Raw genomic sequence first — 19,983 nt, forward strand, 5'->3', positions numbered from 1 at the left:
GCTTGGCTGATTACCCACATATCTTTGATGAACTGTTTAGAGCCATGGTCGCGGCTGGTGAGAAATCGGGTCACTTAGATGCGGTATTGGAGCGACTGGCTGATTACGCAGAAAACCGTCAGAAGATGCGCTCTAAGTTGCTGCAAGCGATGATCTACCCTGTGGTGCTGGTGGTGTTTGCGGTGACGATTGTTTCGTTCCTGCTGGCAACCGTGGTACCTAAGATCGTTGAACCGATTATCCAAATGGGCCAAGAACTTCCTCAATCGACACAATTTTTATTGGCATCGAGTGAATTTATCCAGAATTGGGGCATCCAATTACTGTTGTTGATCATCGGTGTGATTGTGTTGATTAAGACCGCTCTGAAAAAGCCGGGTGTTCGCATGAGTTGGGATCGCAAGCTATTAAGCATTCCACTGATCGGCAAGATCGCGAAAGGAATTAATACCTCTCGTTTTGCACGAACACTCTCTATCTGTACCTCGAGTGCGATTCCTATCCTTGAGGGGATGAAGGTTGCGGTTGATGTCATGTCGAATCACCATGTGAAGCAACAAGTACTGCAGGCGTCAGACAGTGTTAGAGAAGGGGCAAGCCTGCGTAAAGCGCTCGATCAAACCAAACTCTTCCCTCCAATGATGCTGCATATGATCGCCAGTGGTGAGCAGAGTGGTCAGTTAGAGCAAATGCTAACAAGAGCGGCAGATAACCAGGATCAAAGCTTTGAATCGACCGTGAATATCGCGTTAGGTATCTTTACGCCAGCACTTATCGCTTTGATGGCAGGCTTAGTGCTGTTCATTGTGATGGCGACTCTGATGCCGATGCTTGAAATGAATAATTTGATGAGTGGTTAATCAACTGCTCATAAGACGTTAGTTTTTGGATTAACGAGAAGAAGGACATTATTACCTTCAACTCGCTGTCTGTAATTTGGAGAAAACAATGAAAAACAGAATGAAGAAACAATCAGGCTTTACCCTATTAGAAGTGATGGTTGTTGTGGTTATCCTTGGCGTATTGGCGAGCTTTGTTGTACCTAACCTATTGGGTAACAAAGAGAAGGCTGACCAACAAAAAGCCATCACTGATATTGTGGCGCTAGAGAACGCGCTAGATATGTACAAACTGGATAACAGCGTTTACCCAACAACGGATCAAGGTCTTGATGCATTGGTTTCTAAGCCAAGCAGCCCAGAGCCTCGTAACTACCGCGACGGTGGCTACATCAAGCGTCTGCCAAACGACCCATGGGGTAACGAGTACCAATACCTAAGCCCTGGTGATAACGGCACTATTGATATTTTCACTCTTGGTGCTGATGGCCAAGAAGGTGGTGAAGGTATTGCGGCGGATATCGGCAACTGGAACATGCAGGATTTCCAATAAGCTTCAGCTTATTGTTTGATTCGTTATTGATGCTTGATACGTTATTGATGCTTGATACGTTATTGATGGTAGGACGTAAACAGATGGAGTCTAAAGGTGAAAACTAAGCAAACACAGCCAGGTTTCACCTTGATTGAGATTCTCTTGGTGTTGGTACTACTGTCAGTAACGGCGGTTGCGGTGATCGCGACCATTCCTACCAATAGCAAAGATGTTGCTAAAAAATACGCTCAAAGCTTTTATCAGCGAGTTCAATTACTCAATGAAGAGGCTATTTTGAGCGGCTTAGATTTTGGCGTTCGAGTTGATGAAAAGAAATCGACCTATGTACTGATGGCGCTTAAGTCTGAAGGCTGGCAAGAAGTCGATTTTGAAAAAATCCCCTCTTTAACTGAACTACCGGAAGAACTCGCATTGTCACTGACCTTAGGTGGTGGCGCATGGGAAGACGATGATCGGTTGTTCAACCCAGGAAGCTTGTTTGATGAAGATATGTTTGCTGATCTTGAAGAGGAAAAGAAGCCGAAACCACCACAGATCTACATCTTGTCGAGTGCTGAAATGACGCCATTTGTATTGTCGTTTTATCCAAATACCGGAGACACCATACAAGATGGTTGGCGTATTCGAGTATTGGACAATGGTGTGATTCGACTGCTAGAACCGGGAGAAGAAGATGAAGAGGAATAACCGTTCTCCTTATCGTTTTCGTGGTATGCCCCTTGGTTCTCGAGGAATGACGCTGCTTGAGGTATTGGTTGCGCTCGCTATCTTTGCGACTGCGGCGATCAGTGTGATTCGTGCTGTTACTCAGCACATCAATACCCTCAGTTATCTCGAAGAAAAAACCTTCGCGGCTATGGTCGTTGATAATCAAATGTCTTTGGTGATGCTGCATCCTGAGAAGCTAAAAAAAGCGCAGGGCACACAAGAGTTGGCCGAGAGAGAGTGGTTTTGGAAGGTCACGCCAATCGATACTAGCGATGATTTATTAAAGGCGTTTGATGTGAGTGTGGCAACCAGTAAACAAGCTTCTCCAGTGGTCACGGTGCGCAGCTATGTGGTCAAGTAAAAGCGTGTCGTTAGCTCAGAGCAAGTCGCTAAGTAAGAGCATGTCCGCCAATAAGCGTGTGCCTCGTAAACAAGGACTATCTTCGAAAGGGAGGGGCTTTACCTTAATTGAGGTTTTGGTCTCGATCGCTATCTTTGCCACGTTAAGCATGGCGGCTTATCAGGTAGTAAATCAGGTTCAGCGCAGCAACGAGCTTTCAATCGAGCGCAGTGCTCGTTTAAATCAACTGCAACGTAGCTTAGTCATTTTAGATAATGATTTTCGCCAGATGGCGGTGCGACAATTTCGTACCAACGGTGAAGAAGCATCATCTAAGCTGATCTTAATTAAAGAGTATTTACTGGATTCCGACAGCGTTGGCATCATGTTTACTCGCCTTGGCTGGCATAACCCACAGCAGCAGTTTCCTCGCGGAGAAGTCACCAAAGTGGGTTACCGCATTAAAGAAGAAACGCTTGAGCGTGTGTGGTGGCGCTACCCCGATACTCCTGCAGGACAAGAAGGTGTGATTACGCCTTTGCTTGATGATGTTGAAAGCTTGGAATTCGAGTTTTATGACGGAAGCCGCTGGGGGAAAGAGTGGCAAGCCGACAAATCGCTACCGAAAGCGGTAAGGTTAAAGCTAACCTTGAAAGATTATGGTGAGATAGAGCGTATTTATCTCACCCCTGGTGGCACGCTAGATCAGGCCGATGATTCTTCAAACAGTGACTCTTCAAGTAGTAATGAGGGGAATAATGACTCATCGAACTAATAAGTTTGCACTGACAAGGTCTGCCATGGGGCGCAAGCAGCGAGGTGTTGCGCTGATCATTATCCTGATGCTACTGGCGATAATGGCAACCATCGCAGGCAGTATGTCGGAACGCCTGTTTACTCAATTTAAGCGCGTGGGCAATCAACTGAATTACCAACAGGCTTACTGGTACAGCATTGGTGTCGAAGCGCTGGTGCAAGACGGCATTAGGCAAAGCTACAAAGACAGTGATACCGTCAACTTGAGTCAACCATGGGCGTTAGAAGAACAGGTATACCCGTTGGATTATGGTCAAGTTAAAGGCCGTATTGTTGATGCTCAGGCATGTTTTAATCTCAATGCGTTGGCTGGTGTGGCGACGACTTCAAGTAACCAAACACCTTATTTAATTACGGTTTGGCAAACCTTGTTGGAAAACCAAGATGTTGAGCCTTATCAGGCCGAGGTTATTGCACATTCAAGCTGGGAATTTGTTGATAGTGATACCCGAACCACCTCTTCAGCTGGTGTAGAAGACAGTACTTATGAGGCGATGAAGCCATCTTATTTGGCAGCGAATGGCTTAATGGCCGATGAGTCCGAGCTACGCTCGGTTTATCAAGTCACTGGTGAGGTGATGAATAAGGTTCGCCCCTTTGTTTGTGCTCTGCCGAGCGACGATTTCCGTTTGAATGTGAATACTCTTACGGAAAAGCAGGCGCCGTTATTGGAAGCGATGTTTGCCCCCGGCTTAAGTGAATCGGATGCCAAACAGCTGATAGACAAACGCCCATTCGATGGTTGGGATACGGTGGATGCGTTTATGGCTGAGCCTGCTATTGTGGGTGTGAGTGCCGAAGTCAGCAAAAAAGCGAAAGCATATTTAACTGTAGATAGCGCCTATTTTGAGCTAGATGCAGAGGTATTAGTTGAGCAGTCACGTGTACGTATACGGACGCTTTTCTATAGTAGTAATCGAGAAACAGTGACGGTAGTACGCCGTCGTTTTGGAGGAATCAGTGAGCGAGTTTCTGACCGTTCGACTGAGTAGCGAACCACAAAGCCCTGTGCAGTGGTTAGTTTGGTCGACAAGCCAACAAGAAGTGATAGCAAGCGGTGAACTGTCTAGCTGGGATCAGCTTGACGAGTTAACGCCTTACGCTGAAAAGCGCAGCTGTATCGCTTTATTGCCGGGAAGTGAATGCTTAATTAAGCGTGTTGAGATCCCGAAAGGTGCTGCTCGCCAGTTCGATTCTATGCTGCCGTTTTTATTAGAAGACGAAGTGGCACAAGATATCGAAGACTTACACCTGACTATTTTAGATAAAGACGCAACGCACGCGACAGTGTGTGGTGTCGATCGTGAATGGTTAAAGCAAGCGTTAGACCTGTTCCGCGAAGCCAATATTATCTTCCGTAAGGTGTTGCCAGATACACTGGCCGTGCCTTTTGAAGATCAGGGCATCAGTGCGCTGCAGATCGACCAACATTGGTTATTGCGTCAAAGCAACTATCAAGCAGTGTCGATCAATGAGGCGTGGCTAGCGATGTTCTTACAAAGCGATTGGGTTGCCTTAGATGACGAAGAGCAATCACCAACGATTTTTAGCTACACCGCACTGCCAAGTGATGACGTTCAACTGCAAAGTGGCATTGAGTGGCAAGCTAAACCTGCGGAACTGGTGATGTCTTTACTGAGCCAACAAGCCATTACAAGTGGCGTAAACTTACTGACTGGCACCTTTAAAACCAAATCTTCATTCAGTAAGTACTGGCGTGTATGGCAAAAAGTAGCGATCGCAGCTTGTTTGCTGGTGGCGGTGATCGTCACTCAGCAAGTCTTAAAGGTTCAGCAGTACGAAGCGCAAGCACAAGCGTACCGAACGGAGAGTGAACGTATTTTTAGAAGCGTACTTCCGGGCAAGCAACGTATTCCGACGGTCAGCTACCTTAAGCGCCAGATGAACGACGAAGCTAAGAAGTATGGTGGCTCGGGTGATGGTGATTCCTTACTTGGATGGCTAGCGTTACTGCCAGAAACTTTAGGACAAGTGAAAGCCATCGAAGTGAATAGTATTCGCTACGACGGCAACCGCTCAGAGGTGAGATTGGAAGCGAAAAGTACTGACTTCCAATATTTCGAGACTGCGCGAGTGAAACTTGAAGAGAAGTTTACCGTTGAGCAAGGGCCATTGAATCGTAATGGTGATGCCGTATTTGGCAGCTTTACTCTTAAACCCCATCAATAACCTGCGTAAGGAGATCAGTGATGAGAAATATGATTGAGCCACTCCAAGCGTGGTGGACTTCAATAAGTCAAAGAGAGCAACGACTAGTGATTGGTTGCTCAATTCTATTGGTGGTCGGTGTCGTTTATTGGGGGCTAATCCAGCCACTCAGTCAGCGAGCTGAACTTGCGCAGACCCGCATTCAAAGCGAGAAGCAACTACTGGCTTGGGTAACCAATAAAGCCAATGAAGTGGTTGAACTACGAGGCAGTGGCGGCATTAGTGCCAGTCAACCTCTGAATCAATCTGTGCCTGCTTCTATGCGTCGCTTTAATATCGAGCTGATACGTGTGCAACCACGTGGCGAGATGCTGCAAGTCTGGGTGAAACCTGTGCCTTTTAATCAGTTCTTAGATTGGCTGACATACTTGAAAGAGAAGCAGGGTGTCGAAGTTGAGTTTATGGACATTGATCGCTCCGATAACCCAGGGGTTATTGAGGTCAACCGACTACAGTTTAAACGAGGTTAATGTGAAACGCGGTTTATCTTTGAAGTTAGGTTTACTTTTTGGCGGCATCTTTATTGTCTTTTTCTCGGTTAGTCTGTTGCTGCATCTACCGGCCTCTTTTGTACTCAAACATGCACCGGCTGTGCGTGGCTTGAATATTGAAGGTGTTGAAGGAACGGTTTGGCAGGGCAGCGCCAATAATATCGCCTGGCAGCGTGTTAATTACGGTTCAGTGCAGTGGGACTTCCAGTTTTCTAAGCTATTTCAAGCCAAAGCAGAACTGGCGGTTCGTTTTGGTCGTAACAGCGACATGAACTTGTCAGGTAAAGGGCGTGTCGGGTACAGCATGAGTGGCGCGTATGCAGAGAACTTAGTGGCCTCAATGCCTGCTATGAACGTGATGAAATACGCCCCAGCCATTCCAGTCCCGGTTTCAATTGGTGGAAAGGTTGAGCTGACGATCAAGCATGCGGTTCATGCTCAACCTTGGTGTCAGTCTGGTGAAGGTACTGTGGCTTGGTCTGGTGCTGCAGTCGATTCACCTGTTGGTTCGTTAGACCTTGGTCCTGTGATTGCGGACATAACCTGTGAAGACAGTACAATTGCAGCCAAAGGCGTTCAGAAGAGCACTCAAGTAGACAGTGAGTTCTCAGCGAGTCTAACATCTAACCAGCGCTACACATCTGCAGCGTGGTTTAAACCGGGTGTTGAATTCCCGCCAACGATGCAAAATCAGCTTAAATGGTTGGGTAATCCTGATAGCCAAGGTAAGTACCAGTTTACTTATCAAGGTCGTTTTTAGCTAAACGGCTAAGGGTCACTAAATTACGAGATATAAAAAACGGGCACCTCACTGAGGTGCCCGTTTTGTTTGTTCTGAGAATCTAGAGGATATCTGACAGTTAAAGGGAGCAAACTCGCCTAGTCTTTGCCTTGCAAAATTTCTACCCACGGTAAATCTGCATCACCGAGTACAATGAAGTTCGGGTTTTCTAGCGTTTCTCTTTCATTGTACGAAAGCGGTTCTAGTTGAGTACTTAAGATACGTCCGCCAGCTTCTTCAACAATGCACTGCGTTGCGGCGGTATCCCACTCTCCGGTTGGTCCAAGGCGCAGATAACAATCCACAGCGCCTTCTGCGACTAAACAGGCCTTAAGCGCTGCTGAGCCTAGAGGAACCAAATCATAATTCCATGCTGAGCTCATACGGCTAGTGATGCGATTGATGTCCTGGCGACGGCTGATCGCCATGGCGATTGACTGGTTTGGCAGCTCGTGACGATGCGTTTTGATTTTCACGCTGTCATTAAGGTCTGGGATCTTCCAAGCGCCTTTGCCACTGTAAGCGTAATAGCTCACACCTGAAACGGGTGCGTATACCACGCCCATCACTGGCTTGTTATGCTCGATTAGGGCGATAATTGTCGCGAAATCACCACTTCGTGCGATGAACTCCTGGGTGCCGTCCAGTGGGTCAACTAACCAGTAGCGATCCCATTGAGAGCGTTGCTCTAGGCTGATGTCGGCGTCTTCTTCGGATAATACGGGAATATCAGGCGTCAATTCACTGAGTTTTTTTAATATCAGCTTATGTGCTGCAAGATCGGCACTGGTTACTGGAGTGTCATCACTCTTAATGAACTCTTCGTAATCCTTTTTCTCGTAGATCTCTAAGATGAGTTGACCAGCAGAGCGAGCAATCTCAATGACAGAGGGTAGGAGGTGAGACAAATCTTTTGTTATTGGCATAAATGTTCTCTTACTCTTAGAGCGAGCCTGAATGTTCTAGTTATTGTTTAATACACGAAGGCTTAAAAGCAGGGCTGTAATACTCCGAGCCTCACAGAAATCGAGATGTGTTAACAGTTCTTCGGCTTGAGCAAGTGGCCAGCGCACAATATCGAGAGGCTCTGGCTCATCACCTTCTAGCTTTTCTGGGTAGAGGTCTTCTGCAATAAACAGCGTCATTTTGCTAGAGAAGTAAGAGGGTGCAAGGATCACTTCCTTCAGCGGAGTAAGCTTGTTGGCACCGAAGCCTATCTCTTCTTTGAGTTCGCGAACGGCGGCTTCGTTTGGCTGCTCACCTGGATCAATCAGCCCTTTTGGAAAGCCAAGTTCGTAGCGTTCAGTTCCCGCTGCATATTCACGTACTAATAGAATATCGCCTTGCTCAGTAATAGGAACCATCATCACTGCGTTGCGCCCGCTGGGCTTCATGCGTTCGTAAGTGCGCTCTTCGCCGTTTGAAAAGCGTAAGTCGAGAGACTCGATAGAGAATAGTCTTGATTGAGCGACAGTTTGTTTAGCCAAAATCTCTGGCTTGGTCCTTTTCGTCATTGCGCTCGCTCCTTAGCTCATTGGAATTCTTTCTTATAAAGTCATTCTAATATAGGGGAAATGACCTTGAGTTCCTAGATCCGAGTTTTCATATCCGAAAATTATTGAAGCAGGAATCGATTACGATCACTTGAATACCTTACTCAAGATGGTAACGAGGTGAAAATATGGTTGTATAGCAAAAGAGTATAGAGAGAACGCGATAGTCCTAACTTGCTTATCCACATAACAAAAAAGGTTGATGCTTGCGCATCAACCTTTCAAATAACAACTAACACTAAATCAGTGATTAGTAGTAAGAGTGCTCACCACGATCGTGCTCAGTTGCATCACGAACAGCAGTCAGTTCACCTTCAAACTGTTGAAGAAGTTCTTTCTCGATGCCTTCTTTTAGCGTTACATCAACCATAGAACAACCGTTACAACCACCACCGAATGCTACAATAGCTGCGCCGTCTTCAGTGATTTCTACCAAGCTAACGTGACCGCCGTGACCAGCAAGTTGCGGGTTAACTTGTGTTTGAATTGCGTATTCAACACGTTCTAGAAGTGGTGCATCGTCTGCGACTTTACGCATCTTAGCGTTTGGTGCTTTAAGCGTTAGCTGAGAGCCCATTTTGTCAGTAACGAAGTCAATTTCAGCTTCATCTAGGAACGGTAGGCTTAGCTCATCTACGTATGCACAGAAAGCTTCGAATTTAAGCTCTGTGTCAGACGCTTCGATAGCATCTGTTGGGCAGTAAGAAACACCACACTCAGCGTTTTGTGTGCCTGGGTTTACCACGAACACACGAATGTTTGTACCTTCAGGCTGCTGTGACAGCAGATTGGCAAAGTGAGTTTGAGCTGTTTCTGTAATAGTAATATTTGACACGACGAATACCTGAGTAGATTTGTAGGTTATTAGCGCCATTCTACTCCTGTCAGATTTGTAATTCAGCCCTTTTTTGTTGGATTGCTGTACAAGTAGTGATTCACAGCTTTTATCCAGAGGGCTCAGGAGTGCGGCAGATGCAGTAAATATCAATCCTTTTAACGTCCACTTCAAGTAGTAATTGGCATAATTGATACACAGTACTGCCGGTGGTTACAACATCATCAATTATCGCGACGTGAGAGGGGATAGTTCCTTGAACGTCTTGTTTTCGCAGCGCAAAAGCGCTCTTTAGATTGTGTAATCGTGCGGATTTAGTCAGCCCCTGCTGGGAAGCCGTTGAGCGAATTCGACGAAAGAGCACATCACTTTCAACGCCAAGCTCTTGAGCCGTGTAGTCGGCTAGCAGCTTACTTTGATTAAAGCCGCGATGAGTATATCGACGCCAATGCAGCGGCACGCTGGTGATCAGCGGAGCAGGATATTCGATACGTGATGCCAATAGCTTAGATAGATCACGTGCAAACCAAAACTTATCAGCGTACTTCATTTGCTGAATGTAACCTGCTGTAGGGAAGGTGTAGTCCCCAACGCAATAGAGGCGATGCCAAGGTGGAGGTTGAGATAAGCACTGTCCGCACTGCTCTACTGTGAGCAGTGTTTTTAAACCACATCGTTGGCAGCGTGGTACTGGCTGAAAGAGTTTGAGACAAGAATTGCACCATCGAGGATGTGTATCACTGGGCAGTTTATCAAGTTTGCACAGGTGGCATTGAGGTGTGACCAGACGTGGTGTGTGTTTTTGTAGCCAATCGGATAACATAGCTCGTGATGCTTTTGGGTTATGGTGTTCCTTTTGCTCACCATACTGAAAAGCGCGGATTATCGCTGATGGAAAAAGTAGGGAATATTGAGAATGAGTGACGCGTTATATTGGCATGTTTCTGGGCAAGGGCCTGATTTAGTACTGGTTCACGGCTGGGGAATGAACGGTGCGGTATGGCAACAAACCGTTAATGCATTACAAGCTGATTTTCGAGTGCATGTTGTCGATTTACCAGGGTATGGACACAGCGCGCACTGCCACGCTCAAGATCTTGAAGAGATTGCTCAGCAGCTTTTGGCCGAAGCACCAAAGCAAGCGATTTGGGTGGGTTGGTCACTTGGAGGCTTGGTCGCAACGCACATGGCTCTCCATCACTCAGATTACGTGAGCAAGCTGGTGACTGTCGCCAGTTCTCCCAAATTCGCCGCTGCAAAAGAGCCCGTGTTATGGCGAGGCATTCAGCCCAACGTATTAAGCGCATTCACCGAGCAACTGGTTGAAGATTTCCAAACCACCATCGAACGCTTTATGGCATTGCAAGCCATGGGCAGCCCTTCAGCAAGGCAAGATGTAAAACAACTCAAGCAAGCGGTGCTGTCTCGCCCGTTGCCGAACCCTGACTCATTATTGGCAGGATTAAAGATGCTGTCGGATGTCGATCTGCGTGAACAACTGCCTGAGATTTCAGTACCAATGCTACGCTTGTATGGTCGATTAGATGGATTGGTGCCAATCAAGGTTGCGAAAGACTTAGGCACAGCCTTGCCTCATACCGAGCAATACATATTTACCCAGTCTTCGCATGCACCGTTTATGACCGAAGCGGATGCCTTTTGCAGTGAGCTTGTCAGCTTCGCACAAAAATAATTGCTAAATATATATCCGGCTTGGTCGATATATAAGCTAATACCAATCACAGTAAGTAAGTGTTCAAAAATAGCGTAGGTAAAAGGCTTGAGAACAAGGCAGCTTTTTTTTGACAAGTAGTTTCGATAAGTAGTTATTCTACAATCAAAAAATCTAACGCCGTTATCGAGCATTTTAACAAGCTAGGATGATCAGTTATTTACTACGATTGGTATAACACCAACGTGTTGCATGATACTCAGACCTAACTCTCTCCTGAGCTGATTGCGCTAAGTTGGGCTATGCCTGTTGTGCTGACTCACAGTACAACAGCGTTATAGCAAAAACGATGGGCGATTCTTGAGGAGAGTTCGCGATGATTGTGTCACCTGCAACTGCAGTGAGTGTGCCACTAATCGCCCCGTCCGTTAATGTGCAAACAGAGCAAGTTGCGCGTGATAATAGAGTCCGAGAGCCTGTTGCTCCCGCAGTAGCATTGGCGAGAACCAATGCAGAGCGTAAGGTAAAATCAGACGATAAACGAAGGCAGCAGTCGGCTTGGGATCCTTCAGACCATCCAGGTTATGAAATGGAGAACGAGTCAGAGGCCAATTCGGTTAGCCAAGAAGAGCCACAAGACCCTTTTGATCGGCTGTTCAGCTTATTGGCACTGAAAACATACAGTGCTGATCAAGGCAAAGGTTATACCATGCGTTTCCGCCTGCCAAAGCATGTTTTAGATGCGGCGATTCAGGAAGGACAGATGGAGAAACGACGTAAGGTCATAAAGTATCATTATGGTCATGCTGTTGCGCCTCATGCTCCATCAGAGATGTTGGTGGTCTTATAAATCAAAATTTTACGAGTCAACCAAGCTTCGATGTCTTTTTTGAACACATAATAAAAAAACCTGCATACCCTAAGGGATGCAGGTTTTCTGTTTTTAAGCTAATCCGTTTTTTAGGTGAGCTAACGGATTACTTTTTCGCTTTAGCAAAAGCGGCAGCGAATGCTCCACCCATTGCAGCGTTTTGTTGCGGCTCTTCACGACGGCGTTGGCCACCTTGCGAGTTTTGATTCGAGCGGTTTTGTGTACGAGGTGCACTTGAACGTTGAGCACGGTTGTCTTGTCCAGGCTCGTCCTTCATACGCATGCTCAGTGCAATACGTTTACGCTGAACATCCACTTCCATCACCTTCACTTTCACGATGTCGCCCGCTTTAACCACTTCACGTGGGTCAGAGACAAAGCGATCGGTCAGCGCTGAAATATGCACTAAACCATCTTGGTGAACACCAATATCAACGAAGGCACCAAAATTCGCCACGTTCGATACCACACCTTCTAAGATCATGCCCGGCTCTAGATCTGAAACACTGTTAACGCCATCGGCGAAGGTTGCAGTCTTAAATTCAGGGCGAGGGTCACGGCCCGGTTTATCGAGCTCTTTAATGATGTCGCTTACCGTTGGTACACCGAAGTTCTCATTGGTGTAATCGATGGCGTGTAAACCGCGTAAGAAGTCTGTGTTACCCACCAGAGATTTGATGTCTTTGTGGTTTTTCTCAGCGATGCTTTTCACTACTGGGTAAGCTTCTGGGTGAACCGATGATGCATCCAGTGGGTTTTTGCCATCCATAATGCGTAGGAAGCCGGCACACTGTTCAAAGGCTTTTGGACCTAAACGAGCCACTTTCTTCAACGTAGTGCGCGCTTCAAAACGACCATTCTCGTCACGGAAATCCACGATGTTCTGAGCAATGGTGCTAGACAGACCAGCAACACGAGTCAGTAGCGCGGCAGATGCGGTATTCACATCAACACCAACTGCGTTTACACAGTCTTCGACAATCGCATCTAGGCGCTTAGCAAGCATGGTTTGGCTCACATCGTGCTGGTATTGGCCCACACCGATCGATTTAGGGTCAATCTTCACCAGTTCTGCCAGTGGATCTTGCAGACGACGAGCAATAGACACCGCACCACGGATTGATACATCCATGTTCGGGAACTCTTTTGCTGCTAGTTCAGACGCAGAATACACCGATGCGCCTGCTTCGCTAACAATGATCTTTTGCGCTTTTAGGTTGCCGCGTTTAATTACGTCAGCCACAAAGCTGTCGGTTTCGCGTGAAGCCGTACCGTTACCAATCGCAATCAAATCAACATTAAATTGACGAACCATCTGCTCAACCACGTGTGCCGATTTGTCGTATTGCTTTTGAGGTGGGTGAGGGTAAATAGTTTCTGTTGCCAAAACCTTACCGGTTGAATCCACGACAGCGATTTTCGAACCGGTACGTAAACCTGGGTCCAAGCCTAAGGTTGCTCGAGGACCAGCTGGCGCTGCCATGAGTAGGTCTTTTAGGTTGGTTGCGAATACTTCAATCGCTTCGATCTCTGCACGCTCTTTCATTGCGCCCATCAATTCAGTTTCCATGTGCATAGAAACCTTGATGCGCCATGCCCAGCTAATCACTTGCTTACGCCAAGCATCCGCAGGTGCGCTGCTTAGGGTAATGCCGTAGTGATCAGAGATGATGTTTTCGCAGTATGAACCACGTACACCTTCTTCTTGCTCTGGGTCTGCGTTCATTGCCAGTGTTAAGAAGCCTTCATTACGGCCTCGTAGCATTGCAAGAGCACGATGTGACGGTACTTTGCTGAGTGTTTCGTTGTGCTCGAAGTAGTCTTTGAACTTCTCGCCTTCTTGCTCTTTACCTGTCACTACACGAGCGACTAGCTCTGCGTTGCGGTTTAGGTGTTGGCGAATCTTTTCAAGCAAGTTCGCATCTTCCGCAATGCGCTCCATGATGATCGCACGAGCGCCATCGAGTGCAGCTTTGGTATCGGCAATGCCTTTATCGCTGCTGATGAAGTTAGCGGCTTCCGTTTCCGGATCGTGCTGTGGTTCATTCCATAACGTATCGGCAAGTGGCTCTAAGCCCGCTTCAATCGCGATCTGACCTTTGGTACGGCGCTTTGGTTTGTATGGTAGGTATAAATCTTCTAGGCGAGTCTTGCTGTCTGCTTGAGTGATATCACGCTCGAGTTCTGGCGTGAGTTTTCCTTGGTCTTGAATCGACTTAAGAATCGTTTGGCGACGATCGTCTAGCTCACGAAGATAAGAAAGGCGGCTATCAAGGTTACGTAGTTGGGTATCGTCTAAGCCACCCGTAACTTCTTTACGGTAGCGGGCAATAAAGGGAACGGTGTTACCGTCGTCAATTAGGTTTACTGCGGCAGTGACTTGCTCAGAACGGACATTCAGTTCTTCAGCGATCAGTCGACAGATAGCTTGGCTCATCCGATGAATCTCTTATTTAATATCATGACAAATACATGGGGGTGAGCGTACGCTTTTTCTAGCTTTGGCTGTGTAATTATCCTGTCAGAAGTCGAATTTCCGTTTCTGATACCCGCTTTGTGCGAGATCTCTTACAAGTGATGTGAGACTAAGTCGCTTTAGACCGATGAAATCGTCTTGATGTTACACTAAGTTGCTGATTTTATTTGATTGTGTGTTTGTGGGCGTATTTCTCACCTGAAATGTTTTTTAAGACTATCTAGGAAACACGGCCATTTGCCGTAATATTTAACTTGTCGACAGGGAGTTGGCAGGAACAGGAAAAAGCCTAATGGACTAGGTATCTTCAGGATGAAGATTTGATTACTTAGGATGAGTGGTCAGCAAGGAAGTGATAATCTCTGGATGAGATTCGCCAGTCAGGATGACAGGCTAGAATGGACACCGCTAGGATGGCGATGAACAAAAAGGAAATTGGTTAAAGGATTTAGCCACTATCAAGGAAAGATGCAGGGAGCACCTTATCTCGAAGAGATAAACAGTAGCCGGATTGCTGCGATAGAGACTTAACCCCGCTAGGCGAAAGCCTTGCGGGGTTTTCTTTTATCTGGAGTTTGGGTTTGCTTGAACACTCAGCTCATCGCTAGGTGTTTATTAGGTTTGGTTATTCGTTGTCTGCGTAGCAAATTGAGTTAATGAACCACTCTTTGTCGCCTTCTGGTGTTTTTACCGTAAACTCATCATCCACTTCTTTCTTGAGCAGAGCTCTAGCCATTGGTGAGTCGATAGATATATAGCCTTTAGCATCGCCGTAGATCTCTTCTGGGCCGACAATTCGAAACTTCTTAATTTCCCCATCATCATTCTCAATTTCGACCCAAGCACCGAAAAAGACCTTACCTTCTTGTTGAGGTGAGTAATCCACGATCGTGACATCAGGTAGGAACTTTCTTAAGAAACGCACTCGGCGATCAATCTGACGAAGCAAACGCTTATTGAAGGTGTAATCTGCGTTTTCTGAACGATCTCCAAGGCTTGCCGCCCAAGTGACTATCTTAGTAATTTCAGGGCGTTTCTCGTGCCATAAGTGGTCATGTTCTGCTTTGAGCTTGTTATAACCTTCTCGAGTAATAAGTTTGGTTTTCATAAATCTGACTTAATGAAATGATGATCTAAGATAGAATATATAGAAAGGCAACATACGTTAACAATTATTTAGGCGACTTTTTCTCCAATAATGTTACATTTTTAATGTCTTATACCAATATACAATTTACCAAGAATGCTTAACCTTAGGTTTAAGCTTTAATAGGTGGAACCATTACATGCAAGAAAACTACAAAATTTTAGTGGTCGATGACGATGCTCGTTTACGTGCACTGTTAGAACGCTATCTGTCAGAGCAGGGCTTTCAAGTGCGTAGCGTGGCAAACAGTGAGCAGATGGACCGCCTGTTAACCCGTGAAAATTTTCACTTGATGGTATTGGATTTAATGTTGCCGGGCGAAGATGGTCTATCGATCTGTCGTCGTTTACGAAACGCAAACAACTCGCTACCAATCCTGATGCTTACAGCAAAGGGTGATGAAGTGGATCGCATTGTGGGCTTGGAAGTGGGTGCTGATGATTACCTGCCAAAACCATTTAACCCACGTGAACTGCTTGCTCGTATTAAAGCGGTACTGCGTCGCCAAGTCATTGAAGCGCCGGGCGCACCAAGTACAGAAGAGTCTGTGGTTGAATTTGGTGAATTCCGTTTGAACCTAGGTACTCGCGAAATGTTCCGCGGTGAAGAGCCAATGCCGCTTACTTCGGGTGAATTTGCGGTTCTTAAGTCCTTGGTAACGAATGCTCGTGAGCCAATGTCTCGCGATAAGCTGATGAACATGGCTCGTGGCCGTGAGTATTCAGCAATGGAACGTTCTATCGATGTTCAGATTTCACGTCTGCGTCGTCTAGTTGAAGAAGATCCAAGCAAACCTCGCTACATCCAAACGGTGTGGGGCTTGGGTTATGTATTCGTTCCAGATGGCAAAGCTGTGTAATTCAGCTTAATAAGCCCTACAGTAGCTTTATCGATTCTGTGAATCTTACGGGTCATCTCATTAATATGCGATGGCCCGTTTTCTATTCAGCACAATGGTTTAGAGTTATAGTCATATAACACTTTCTTTATCTTTCTACATCTCGGGTACCCCATGCGTATACGTAGCTCCTTTACTCAGTCGATAGTGCTTTTCTTAACGCTATTGGTCGCTAGCCAAATTTTTTCTTATTACGCGGTGTTTAACTATGCGTTGATGCCAAGTTTGCAGCAGTTTAATAAGATTTTGGCTCACGAGCTAAACCTGGTATTGGACCAAGGCAGTGATATCGAGATCGATGCGCCATTGCGTCAGCGTGTGCTTGAACAGCTCGGGGTAACCGTTCACGCCAAGGGCAGCGAAGCGGCGGGTGAGTATTACCATGCGGTCGCAATCGACCTGATGAGTGAGGAGATGACCAAGGAGCTGGGTTCTGAAACTGAAGTGCGGCTGATCTTGGGTAAAGAGAGCTATGTGCTTTGGATGGACATTGCGCAGTTACCCAACTCTTTAATTCGTATTCCGTTATCAGAGCTGCAAGAAGAGGATTTTGCACCACTGTTTCGTAACAGTCTGATCATGGCGCTGTTGATTGTCGCAGGTGGTTGGCTGTTTATCCGATTGCAAAACCGTCCGTTGATAGCGCTAGAGAAAGCGGCGCAAGGTGTCGGGCGAGGTGATATTCCACCGCCATTGCCAGTTCAAGGCGCACAAGAGATTCGCTCGGTAACTCGAGCCTTTAACCAGATGTCGAAAGGCATCCAAGAGCTAGAAGAAGACCGCGCCTTGTTGATGGCGGGTATCAGCCATGATTTACGTACTCCGTTAACGCGTATTCGCTTAGCGACTGAGATGATGTCACCAGAGGATGCCTACTTAGCTGAGGGGATTATCAGTGATACCGAAGAGTGTAATGAAATCATCAGCCAGTTCATGGATTACCTAAAGCCTGTCGACCGAGATTCATTCCAAGCGGTGTTTGTCGATGATATTGCTCGTGAGGTATCGAGCTCTGAGGGTGGCTACGAGGTTCAGATTGAAACCGATATTCCAGAATCGATGAAGCCAGCGCTAGGTAATCCGATCGCGATGAAGCGTGCCGTGAGTAACTTGGTGGTGAATGCGCTGCGCTATGGCAATGGTTGGGTCAAGGTATCGACTGGCATGACGGCGGATAATAAACTGGCTTGGGTGACCGTTGAAGATAATGGCCCTGGGATCCCGCAAGACCAGGTCGGTAAGTTGTTTGAACCGTTCACACGTGGTGACACGGCTCGTGGCAGCGAAGGTACGGGCTTGGGCTTGGCAATTGTTAAGCGTATTGTAAGCCAGCACCAAGGTGCGGTAGTCGTGAATAATCGTAGTGAAGGTGGCTTAAAAGCGCAGATCAGTTTCCCTGTGAAGCATTAGGCTTGGGCTATACGCACTAGAAAGGCTTCCTTGTGGAAGCCTTTCTACGTTTTAAGCTGGAAATGTAAGGGCTAAGCCTTCGAATAAACATCGCGTTCACCCAGCCAGCGGTTGATGATCGCCTTGGCGTTGTCTGGGTAGCTATCGTGAATATGGCGTGCAATACGCTGCACTTCTGGGATTAAACGTTGGTCTCGTACCAAGTCAGCAATCTTGAAATCCGCTAAACCCGTCTGTTTAGTACCAAGCAGTTCCCCAGGGCCACGAATCTCTAGATCTCGCTGAGCAATCACAAAGCCATCGTTACTTTCACGTAGCACACCTAGGCGTTTCTGAGCGGTTTTAGACAGCGGAGAGTGATACAACAATACACAATGACTTGCGACCGAACCTCGGCCGACACGGCCACGCAGTTGGTGCAGTTGCGCTAGGCCAAGACGTTCTGGGTTCTCGATGATCATTAAGCTCGAATTCGGAACATCCACACCAACTTCAATCACGGTTGTCGCAACCAATAGATGCAGCTTGTTCTCTTTGAACTCTCGCATCACCGCTTGTTTCTCGGCGGGTTTCATACGGCCATGGACTAAACCAATTTTTACGTCAGGCAGTTTGCGTTGTAGCTCTTCTGCTGTATCAGCTGCAGCTTGAGCTTCCAGTACTTCCGATTCATCAATCAGCGTACATACCCAGTAGGCTTGTTTGCCTTCATTGAGACACGCATTTTTCACACGTTCAACAATGTCATCGCGCTTGGTATCAGGAATAGCCACGGTTTGAATTGGGGTTCGTCCCGGTGGCAGCTCATCAATAATCGAAGTTTCGAGGTCGGCATAGGCCGTCATTGCTAACGTTCGTGGGATTGGGGTAGCGGTCATGACCAACTGATGGGGGTAGTAGCCTTGCTTTGCGCCTTTCTCACGTAGCTCTAATCGCTGGTGGACACCAAATCGGTGCTGTTCATCAATGATCACTAAACCAAGGTTTTTGAACTCGACATGCTCTTGGAACAGGGCATGAGTACCGACCACCATTTGCGCTTCGCCACTGGCAATACGTGTTAGTTCAGTTTCACGAGCTTTGCCTTTGAGCTTACCTGCTAGCCATCCAACTTGAATACCCATTGCCTCAAACCAGTTGGCAAAGTTAATCGCGTGTTGTTCTGCGAGTAGTTCAGTGGGTGCCATAAGTGCTACTTGTTGACCGTGTTCCAATGCGCGAACCGCCGCCAGTGCAGCGACTAAGGTTTTACCAGAGCCCACATCACCTTGCACTAAACGCATCATAGGATGCGGCTTTTCCAAGTCAGCTTCGATCTCTTTGGTCACTCGTGCTTGGGCATTGGTTGGTGAAAACGGCAGCTGAGCCAGTAGCTTATCTTTAAGGGTGTTTACTGGAGGAAAAGGCATTGCCTTGTCTTGCTGCCCTTTGCTACGAACAGACAACATAGACAGGTTTTGAGCCAGTAACTCTTCCATAATTAGGCGCAGTTGCGCAGGGTGCTTGCCTTCATCAAACAGCTCTAGGTCAATGCCCGGGGGCGGCCTGTGAATGGTATGCAGTGCTTGTGCGAGGGTAATTTGGTGGTCGTATAAACCTGATGGGAGAAGCTCGTTAACTGCGGCCTTGTCGATTAGCTCTAAGGCTTGATCGGTAAGATTACGCAGCGTGACTTGTCTTAGCCCTTCGGTGGTTGGGTACACCGGAGTCAGATTGGCTTCAACGTCTGGCTGTTGCCTCGGCGCAAAGAATTTGTAGTCCGGATGGACAATCTCAAGCCCCATATTGCCGCGCTTGATCTCACCATAAGCATGCACTTGTTTGCCTTCGGCAAAGTTATTCTTCATGCCTGCAGTGAAGTTGAAAAAACGCAGTGTAATAGTGCCATTACCATCACTGATCTTTACTGCGAGCATCTTACGTTTACCGAAAATGGTATCGACGTGCATTACCTTGCCTTGCACTGCTGCCCATAAACCAGCATGCAGTTTTACGATTGGATAGATACGCGTTCGATCTTCGTAGCGCAAAGGCAGGTGAAACAGTAAATCTTGTACGTTGTTAAGCCCAACCTTCTCCAGTTTCTCTGCGACTTTTGCGCCGACTCCAGATAAAGAGTTGAGAGGGATAGCAGATAAAAGCTGTGACATAACAAGGCTCATAAACGTAAGAGAGATAATCTATTCAAGCATTTTACTGGATTTTTGTACAGGATAAAGCGAAAGAGCAGATTAGGAGCAGATGCGGGATGCGGGTAAACGAGACACGAAGGAATGAAGAGCAGATACGGGGTACGAGTAAACGAGATACGAAAAGATTAAAAAAGATGTGGAGCCAAGATGGTGAGTCACGAAGTCTTTT

At 46.9% G+C, this 19,983-nt stretch carries 20 protein-coding genes; 13 read left to right on the top strand and 7 right to left on the bottom strand.

All coding sequences use genetic code 11. The features are described from left to right. From A136_RS13515 to A136_RS13555, 9 genes are all read left to right on the top strand, one after another. The coding region (locus tag A136_RS13515) for a type II secretion system F family protein (protein WP_017063071.1) at positions 1–860 on the top strand (860 nt) is incomplete at its 5' end. A gap of 88 nt (positions 861–948) precedes the next feature. Then, positions 949–1,392, top strand: coding sequence for a type II secretion system major pseudopilin GspG (gene gspG, locus A136_RS13520; RefSeq protein WP_017062485.1), 444 nt, complete (start codon positions 949–951; stop codon positions 1,390–1,392). Between the two features lie 96 nt (positions 1,393–1,488). Then, the gene (gspH, locus tag A136_RS13525; protein ID WP_017062484.1) at positions 1,489–2,082 is read left to right on the top strand and encodes a type II secretion system minor pseudopilin GspH; all 594 of its coding nucleotides are present in this window, start codon (positions 1,489–1,491) and stop codon (positions 2,080–2,082) included. After that, entirely contained in the window at positions 2,069–2,464 is a 396-nt protein-coding gene (gspI, locus tag A136_RS13530) for a type II secretion system minor pseudopilin GspI (RefSeq protein WP_017063072.1), read from the top strand. Before gspH ends, gspI begins: the two co-directional genes overlap by 14 nt. Beyond that, on the top strand, positions 2,451–3,218 hold the full coding sequence (gene gspJ / locus A136_RS13535; protein WP_017063073.1) for a type II secretion system minor pseudopilin GspJ: 768 nt from the start codon (positions 2,451–2,453) through the stop codon (positions 3,216–3,218). The genes gspI and gspJ overlap by 14 nt, the downstream gene beginning before the upstream one ends. Next, complete coding sequence (gene gspK, locus A136_RS13540; RefSeq protein WP_017062481.1) at positions 3,202–4,251, top strand: type II secretion system minor pseudopilin GspK; 1,050 nt, start codon at positions 3,202–3,204, stop codon at positions 4,249–4,251. Before gspJ ends, gspK begins: the two co-directional genes overlap by 17 nt. After that, entirely contained in the window at positions 4,220–5,449 is a 1,230-nt protein-coding gene (gene gspL / locus A136_RS13545; RefSeq protein ID WP_017063074.1) for a type II secretion system protein GspL, read from the top strand. The genes gspK and gspL overlap by 32 nt, the downstream gene beginning before the upstream one ends. Positions 5,450–5,469: 20 nt before the next feature. Beyond that, a complete protein-coding gene (locus A136_RS13550) occupies positions 5,470–5,958 on the top strand; it encodes a type II secretion system protein M (protein WP_017062479.1) in 489 nt (162 codons plus the stop codon). Between the two features lies 1 nt (position 5,959). Next, positions 5,960–6,739: a type II secretion system protein N gene (locus A136_RS13555; RefSeq protein WP_017063075.1), complete on the top strand. Its 780-nt coding sequence runs from the start codon at positions 5,960–5,962 to the stop codon at positions 6,737–6,739. Between the two features lie 119 nt (positions 6,740–6,858). On the opposite strand, the gene cysQ is transcribed toward A136_RS13555, so the two are convergent. The 4 genes from cysQ to A136_RS23180 all read right to left on the bottom strand — a co-directional run bounded on the left by cysQ (position 6,859) and on the right by A136_RS23180 (position 9,971). After that, complete coding sequence (gene cysQ / locus A136_RS13560; protein WP_017062477.1) at positions 6,859–7,686, bottom strand: 3'(2'),5'-bisphosphate nucleotidase CysQ; 828 nt, start codon at positions 7,684–7,686, stop codon at positions 6,859–6,861. A gap of 36 nt (positions 7,687–7,722) precedes the next feature. Continuing rightward, a complete protein-coding gene (gene nudE, locus A136_RS13565) occupies positions 7,723–8,274 on the bottom strand; it encodes an ADP compounds hydrolase NudE (RefSeq protein ID WP_017062476.1) in 552 nt (183 codons plus the stop codon). Between the two features lie 289 nt (positions 8,275–8,563). Then, positions 8,564–9,148 carry a Fe-S biogenesis protein NfuA gene (gene nfuA / locus A136_RS13570; RefSeq protein ID WP_029235103.1) on the bottom strand — a complete coding sequence of 195 codons (585 nt, stop codon included), beginning with the start codon at positions 9,146–9,148 and terminating at the stop codon, positions 8,564–8,566. 109 nt (positions 9,149–9,257) lie between these two features. Continuing rightward, a complete protein-coding gene (locus A136_RS23180; protein ID WP_170962812.1) occupies positions 9,258–9,971 on the bottom strand; it encodes a ComF family protein in 714 nt (237 codons plus the stop codon). 93 nt (positions 9,972–10,064) lie between these two features. Here A136_RS23180 and bioH point away from each other — a divergent pair, with 93 nt between their 5' ends. Together bioH and A136_RS13585 are read left to right on the top strand one after the other, a co-directional pair. Continuing rightward, positions 10,065–10,841 carry a pimeloyl-ACP methyl ester esterase BioH gene (gene bioH, locus A136_RS13580; protein ID WP_017063077.1) on the top strand — a complete coding sequence of 259 codons (777 nt, stop codon included), beginning with the start codon at positions 10,065–10,067 and terminating at the stop codon, positions 10,839–10,841. A 355-nt stretch (positions 10,842–11,196) separates the two neighbouring features. After that, complete coding sequence (locus tag A136_RS13585; protein WP_017063078.1) at positions 11,197–11,670, top strand: hypothetical protein; 474 nt, start codon at positions 11,197–11,199, stop codon at positions 11,668–11,670. A 127-nt stretch (positions 11,671–11,797) separates the two neighbouring features. Here the strand turns inward: A136_RS13585 and A136_RS13590 are convergent, their stop codons facing one another. Further along, entirely contained in the window at positions 11,798–14,128 is a 2,331-nt protein-coding gene (locus A136_RS13590; RefSeq protein ID WP_017063079.1) for a Tex family protein, read from the bottom strand. A gap of 664 nt (positions 14,129–14,792) precedes the next feature. Further along, a complete protein-coding gene (gene greB / locus A136_RS13595) occupies positions 14,793–15,275 on the bottom strand; it encodes a transcription elongation factor GreB (RefSeq protein ID WP_017063080.1) in 483 nt (160 codons plus the stop codon). A gap of 178 nt (positions 15,276–15,453) precedes the next feature. Between greB and ompR the strand changes: the two genes are divergently transcribed. Together ompR and envZ are read left to right on the top strand one after the other, a co-directional pair. Continuing rightward, a complete protein-coding gene (ompR, locus tag A136_RS13600) occupies positions 15,454–16,173 on the top strand; it encodes an osmolarity response regulator transcription factor OmpR (RefSeq protein WP_008218409.1) in 720 nt (239 codons plus the stop codon). 153 nt (positions 16,174–16,326) lie between these two features. After that, positions 16,327–17,622, top strand: a complete 1,296-nt coding sequence (envZ, locus tag A136_RS13605; protein WP_017063081.1) for a two-component system sensor histidine kinase EnvZ — start codon at positions 16,327–16,329, stop codon at positions 17,620–17,622. 71 nt (positions 17,623–17,693) lie between these two features. Here envZ and recG read toward each other — a convergent pair whose 3' ends face one another. Then, complete coding sequence (recG, locus tag A136_RS13610; protein ID WP_017063082.1) at positions 17,694–19,772, bottom strand: ATP-dependent DNA helicase RecG; 2,079 nt, start codon at positions 19,770–19,772, stop codon at positions 17,694–17,696. Positions 19,773–19,983: the final 211 nt, after the last annotated feature.

It is taken from the genome of Vibrio crassostreae 9ZC13 (assembly GCF_000272045.2).
In the GTDB taxonomy this organism is placed as follows: Bacteria; Pseudomonadota; Gammaproteobacteria; order Enterobacterales; family Vibrionaceae; genus Vibrio; species Vibrio crassostreae_C.

Bases quoted from the DNA above. Each gene is read 5' to 3' on its own strand.
- ompR (WP_008218409.1), top strand. From the start codon at position 15,454: ATGCAAGAAAACTACAAAATTTTAGTGGTCGATGACGATGCTCGTTTA.
- A136_RS13590 (WP_017063079.1), bottom strand. From the start codon at position 14,128: ATGAGCCAAGCTATCTGTCGACTGATCGCTGAAGAACTGAATGTCCGT.
- gspG (WP_017062485.1), top strand. From the start codon at position 949: ATGAAAAACAGAATGAAGAAACAATCAGGCTTTACCCTATTAGAAGTG.
- A136_RS23180 (WP_170962812.1), bottom strand. From the start codon at position 9,971: ATGTTATCCGATTGGCTACAAAAACACACACCACGTCTGGTCACACCT.
- bioH (WP_017063077.1), top strand. From the start codon at position 10,065: ATGAGTGACGCGTTATATTGGCATGTTTCTGGGCAAGGGCCTGATTTA.
- A136_RS13550 (WP_017062479.1), top strand. From the start codon at position 5,470: ATGAGAAATATGATTGAGCCACTCCAAGCGTGGTGGACTTCAATAAGT.
- gspJ (WP_017063073.1), top strand. From the start codon at position 2,451: ATGTGGTCAAGTAAAAGCGTGTCGTTAGCTCAGAGCAAGTCGCTAAGT.
- greB (WP_017063080.1), bottom strand. From the start codon at position 15,275: ATGAAAACCAAACTTATTACTCGAGAAGGTTATAACAAGCTCAAAGCA.
- A136_RS13585 (WP_017063078.1), top strand. From the start codon at position 11,197: ATGATTGTGTCACCTGCAACTGCAGTGAGTGTGCCACTAATCGCCCCG.
- recG (WP_017063082.1), bottom strand. From the start codon at position 19,772: ATGTCACAGCTTTTATCTGCTATCCCTCTCAACTCTTTATCTGGAGTC.
- gspK (WP_017062481.1), top strand. From the start codon at position 3,202: ATGACTCATCGAACTAATAAGTTTGCACTGACAAGGTCTGCCATGGGG.
- nudE (WP_017062476.1), bottom strand. From the start codon at position 8,274: ATGACGAAAAGGACCAAGCCAGAGATTTTGGCTAAACAAACTGTCGCT.
- cysQ (WP_017062477.1), bottom strand. From the start codon at position 7,686: ATGCCAATAACAAAAGATTTGTCTCACCTCCTACCCTCTGTCATTGAG.
- gspI (WP_017063072.1), top strand. From the start codon at position 2,069: ATGAAGAGGAATAACCGTTCTCCTTATCGTTTTCGTGGTATGCCCCTT.
- envZ (WP_017063081.1), top strand. From the start codon at position 16,327: ATGCGTATACGTAGCTCCTTTACTCAGTCGATAGTGCTTTTCTTAACG.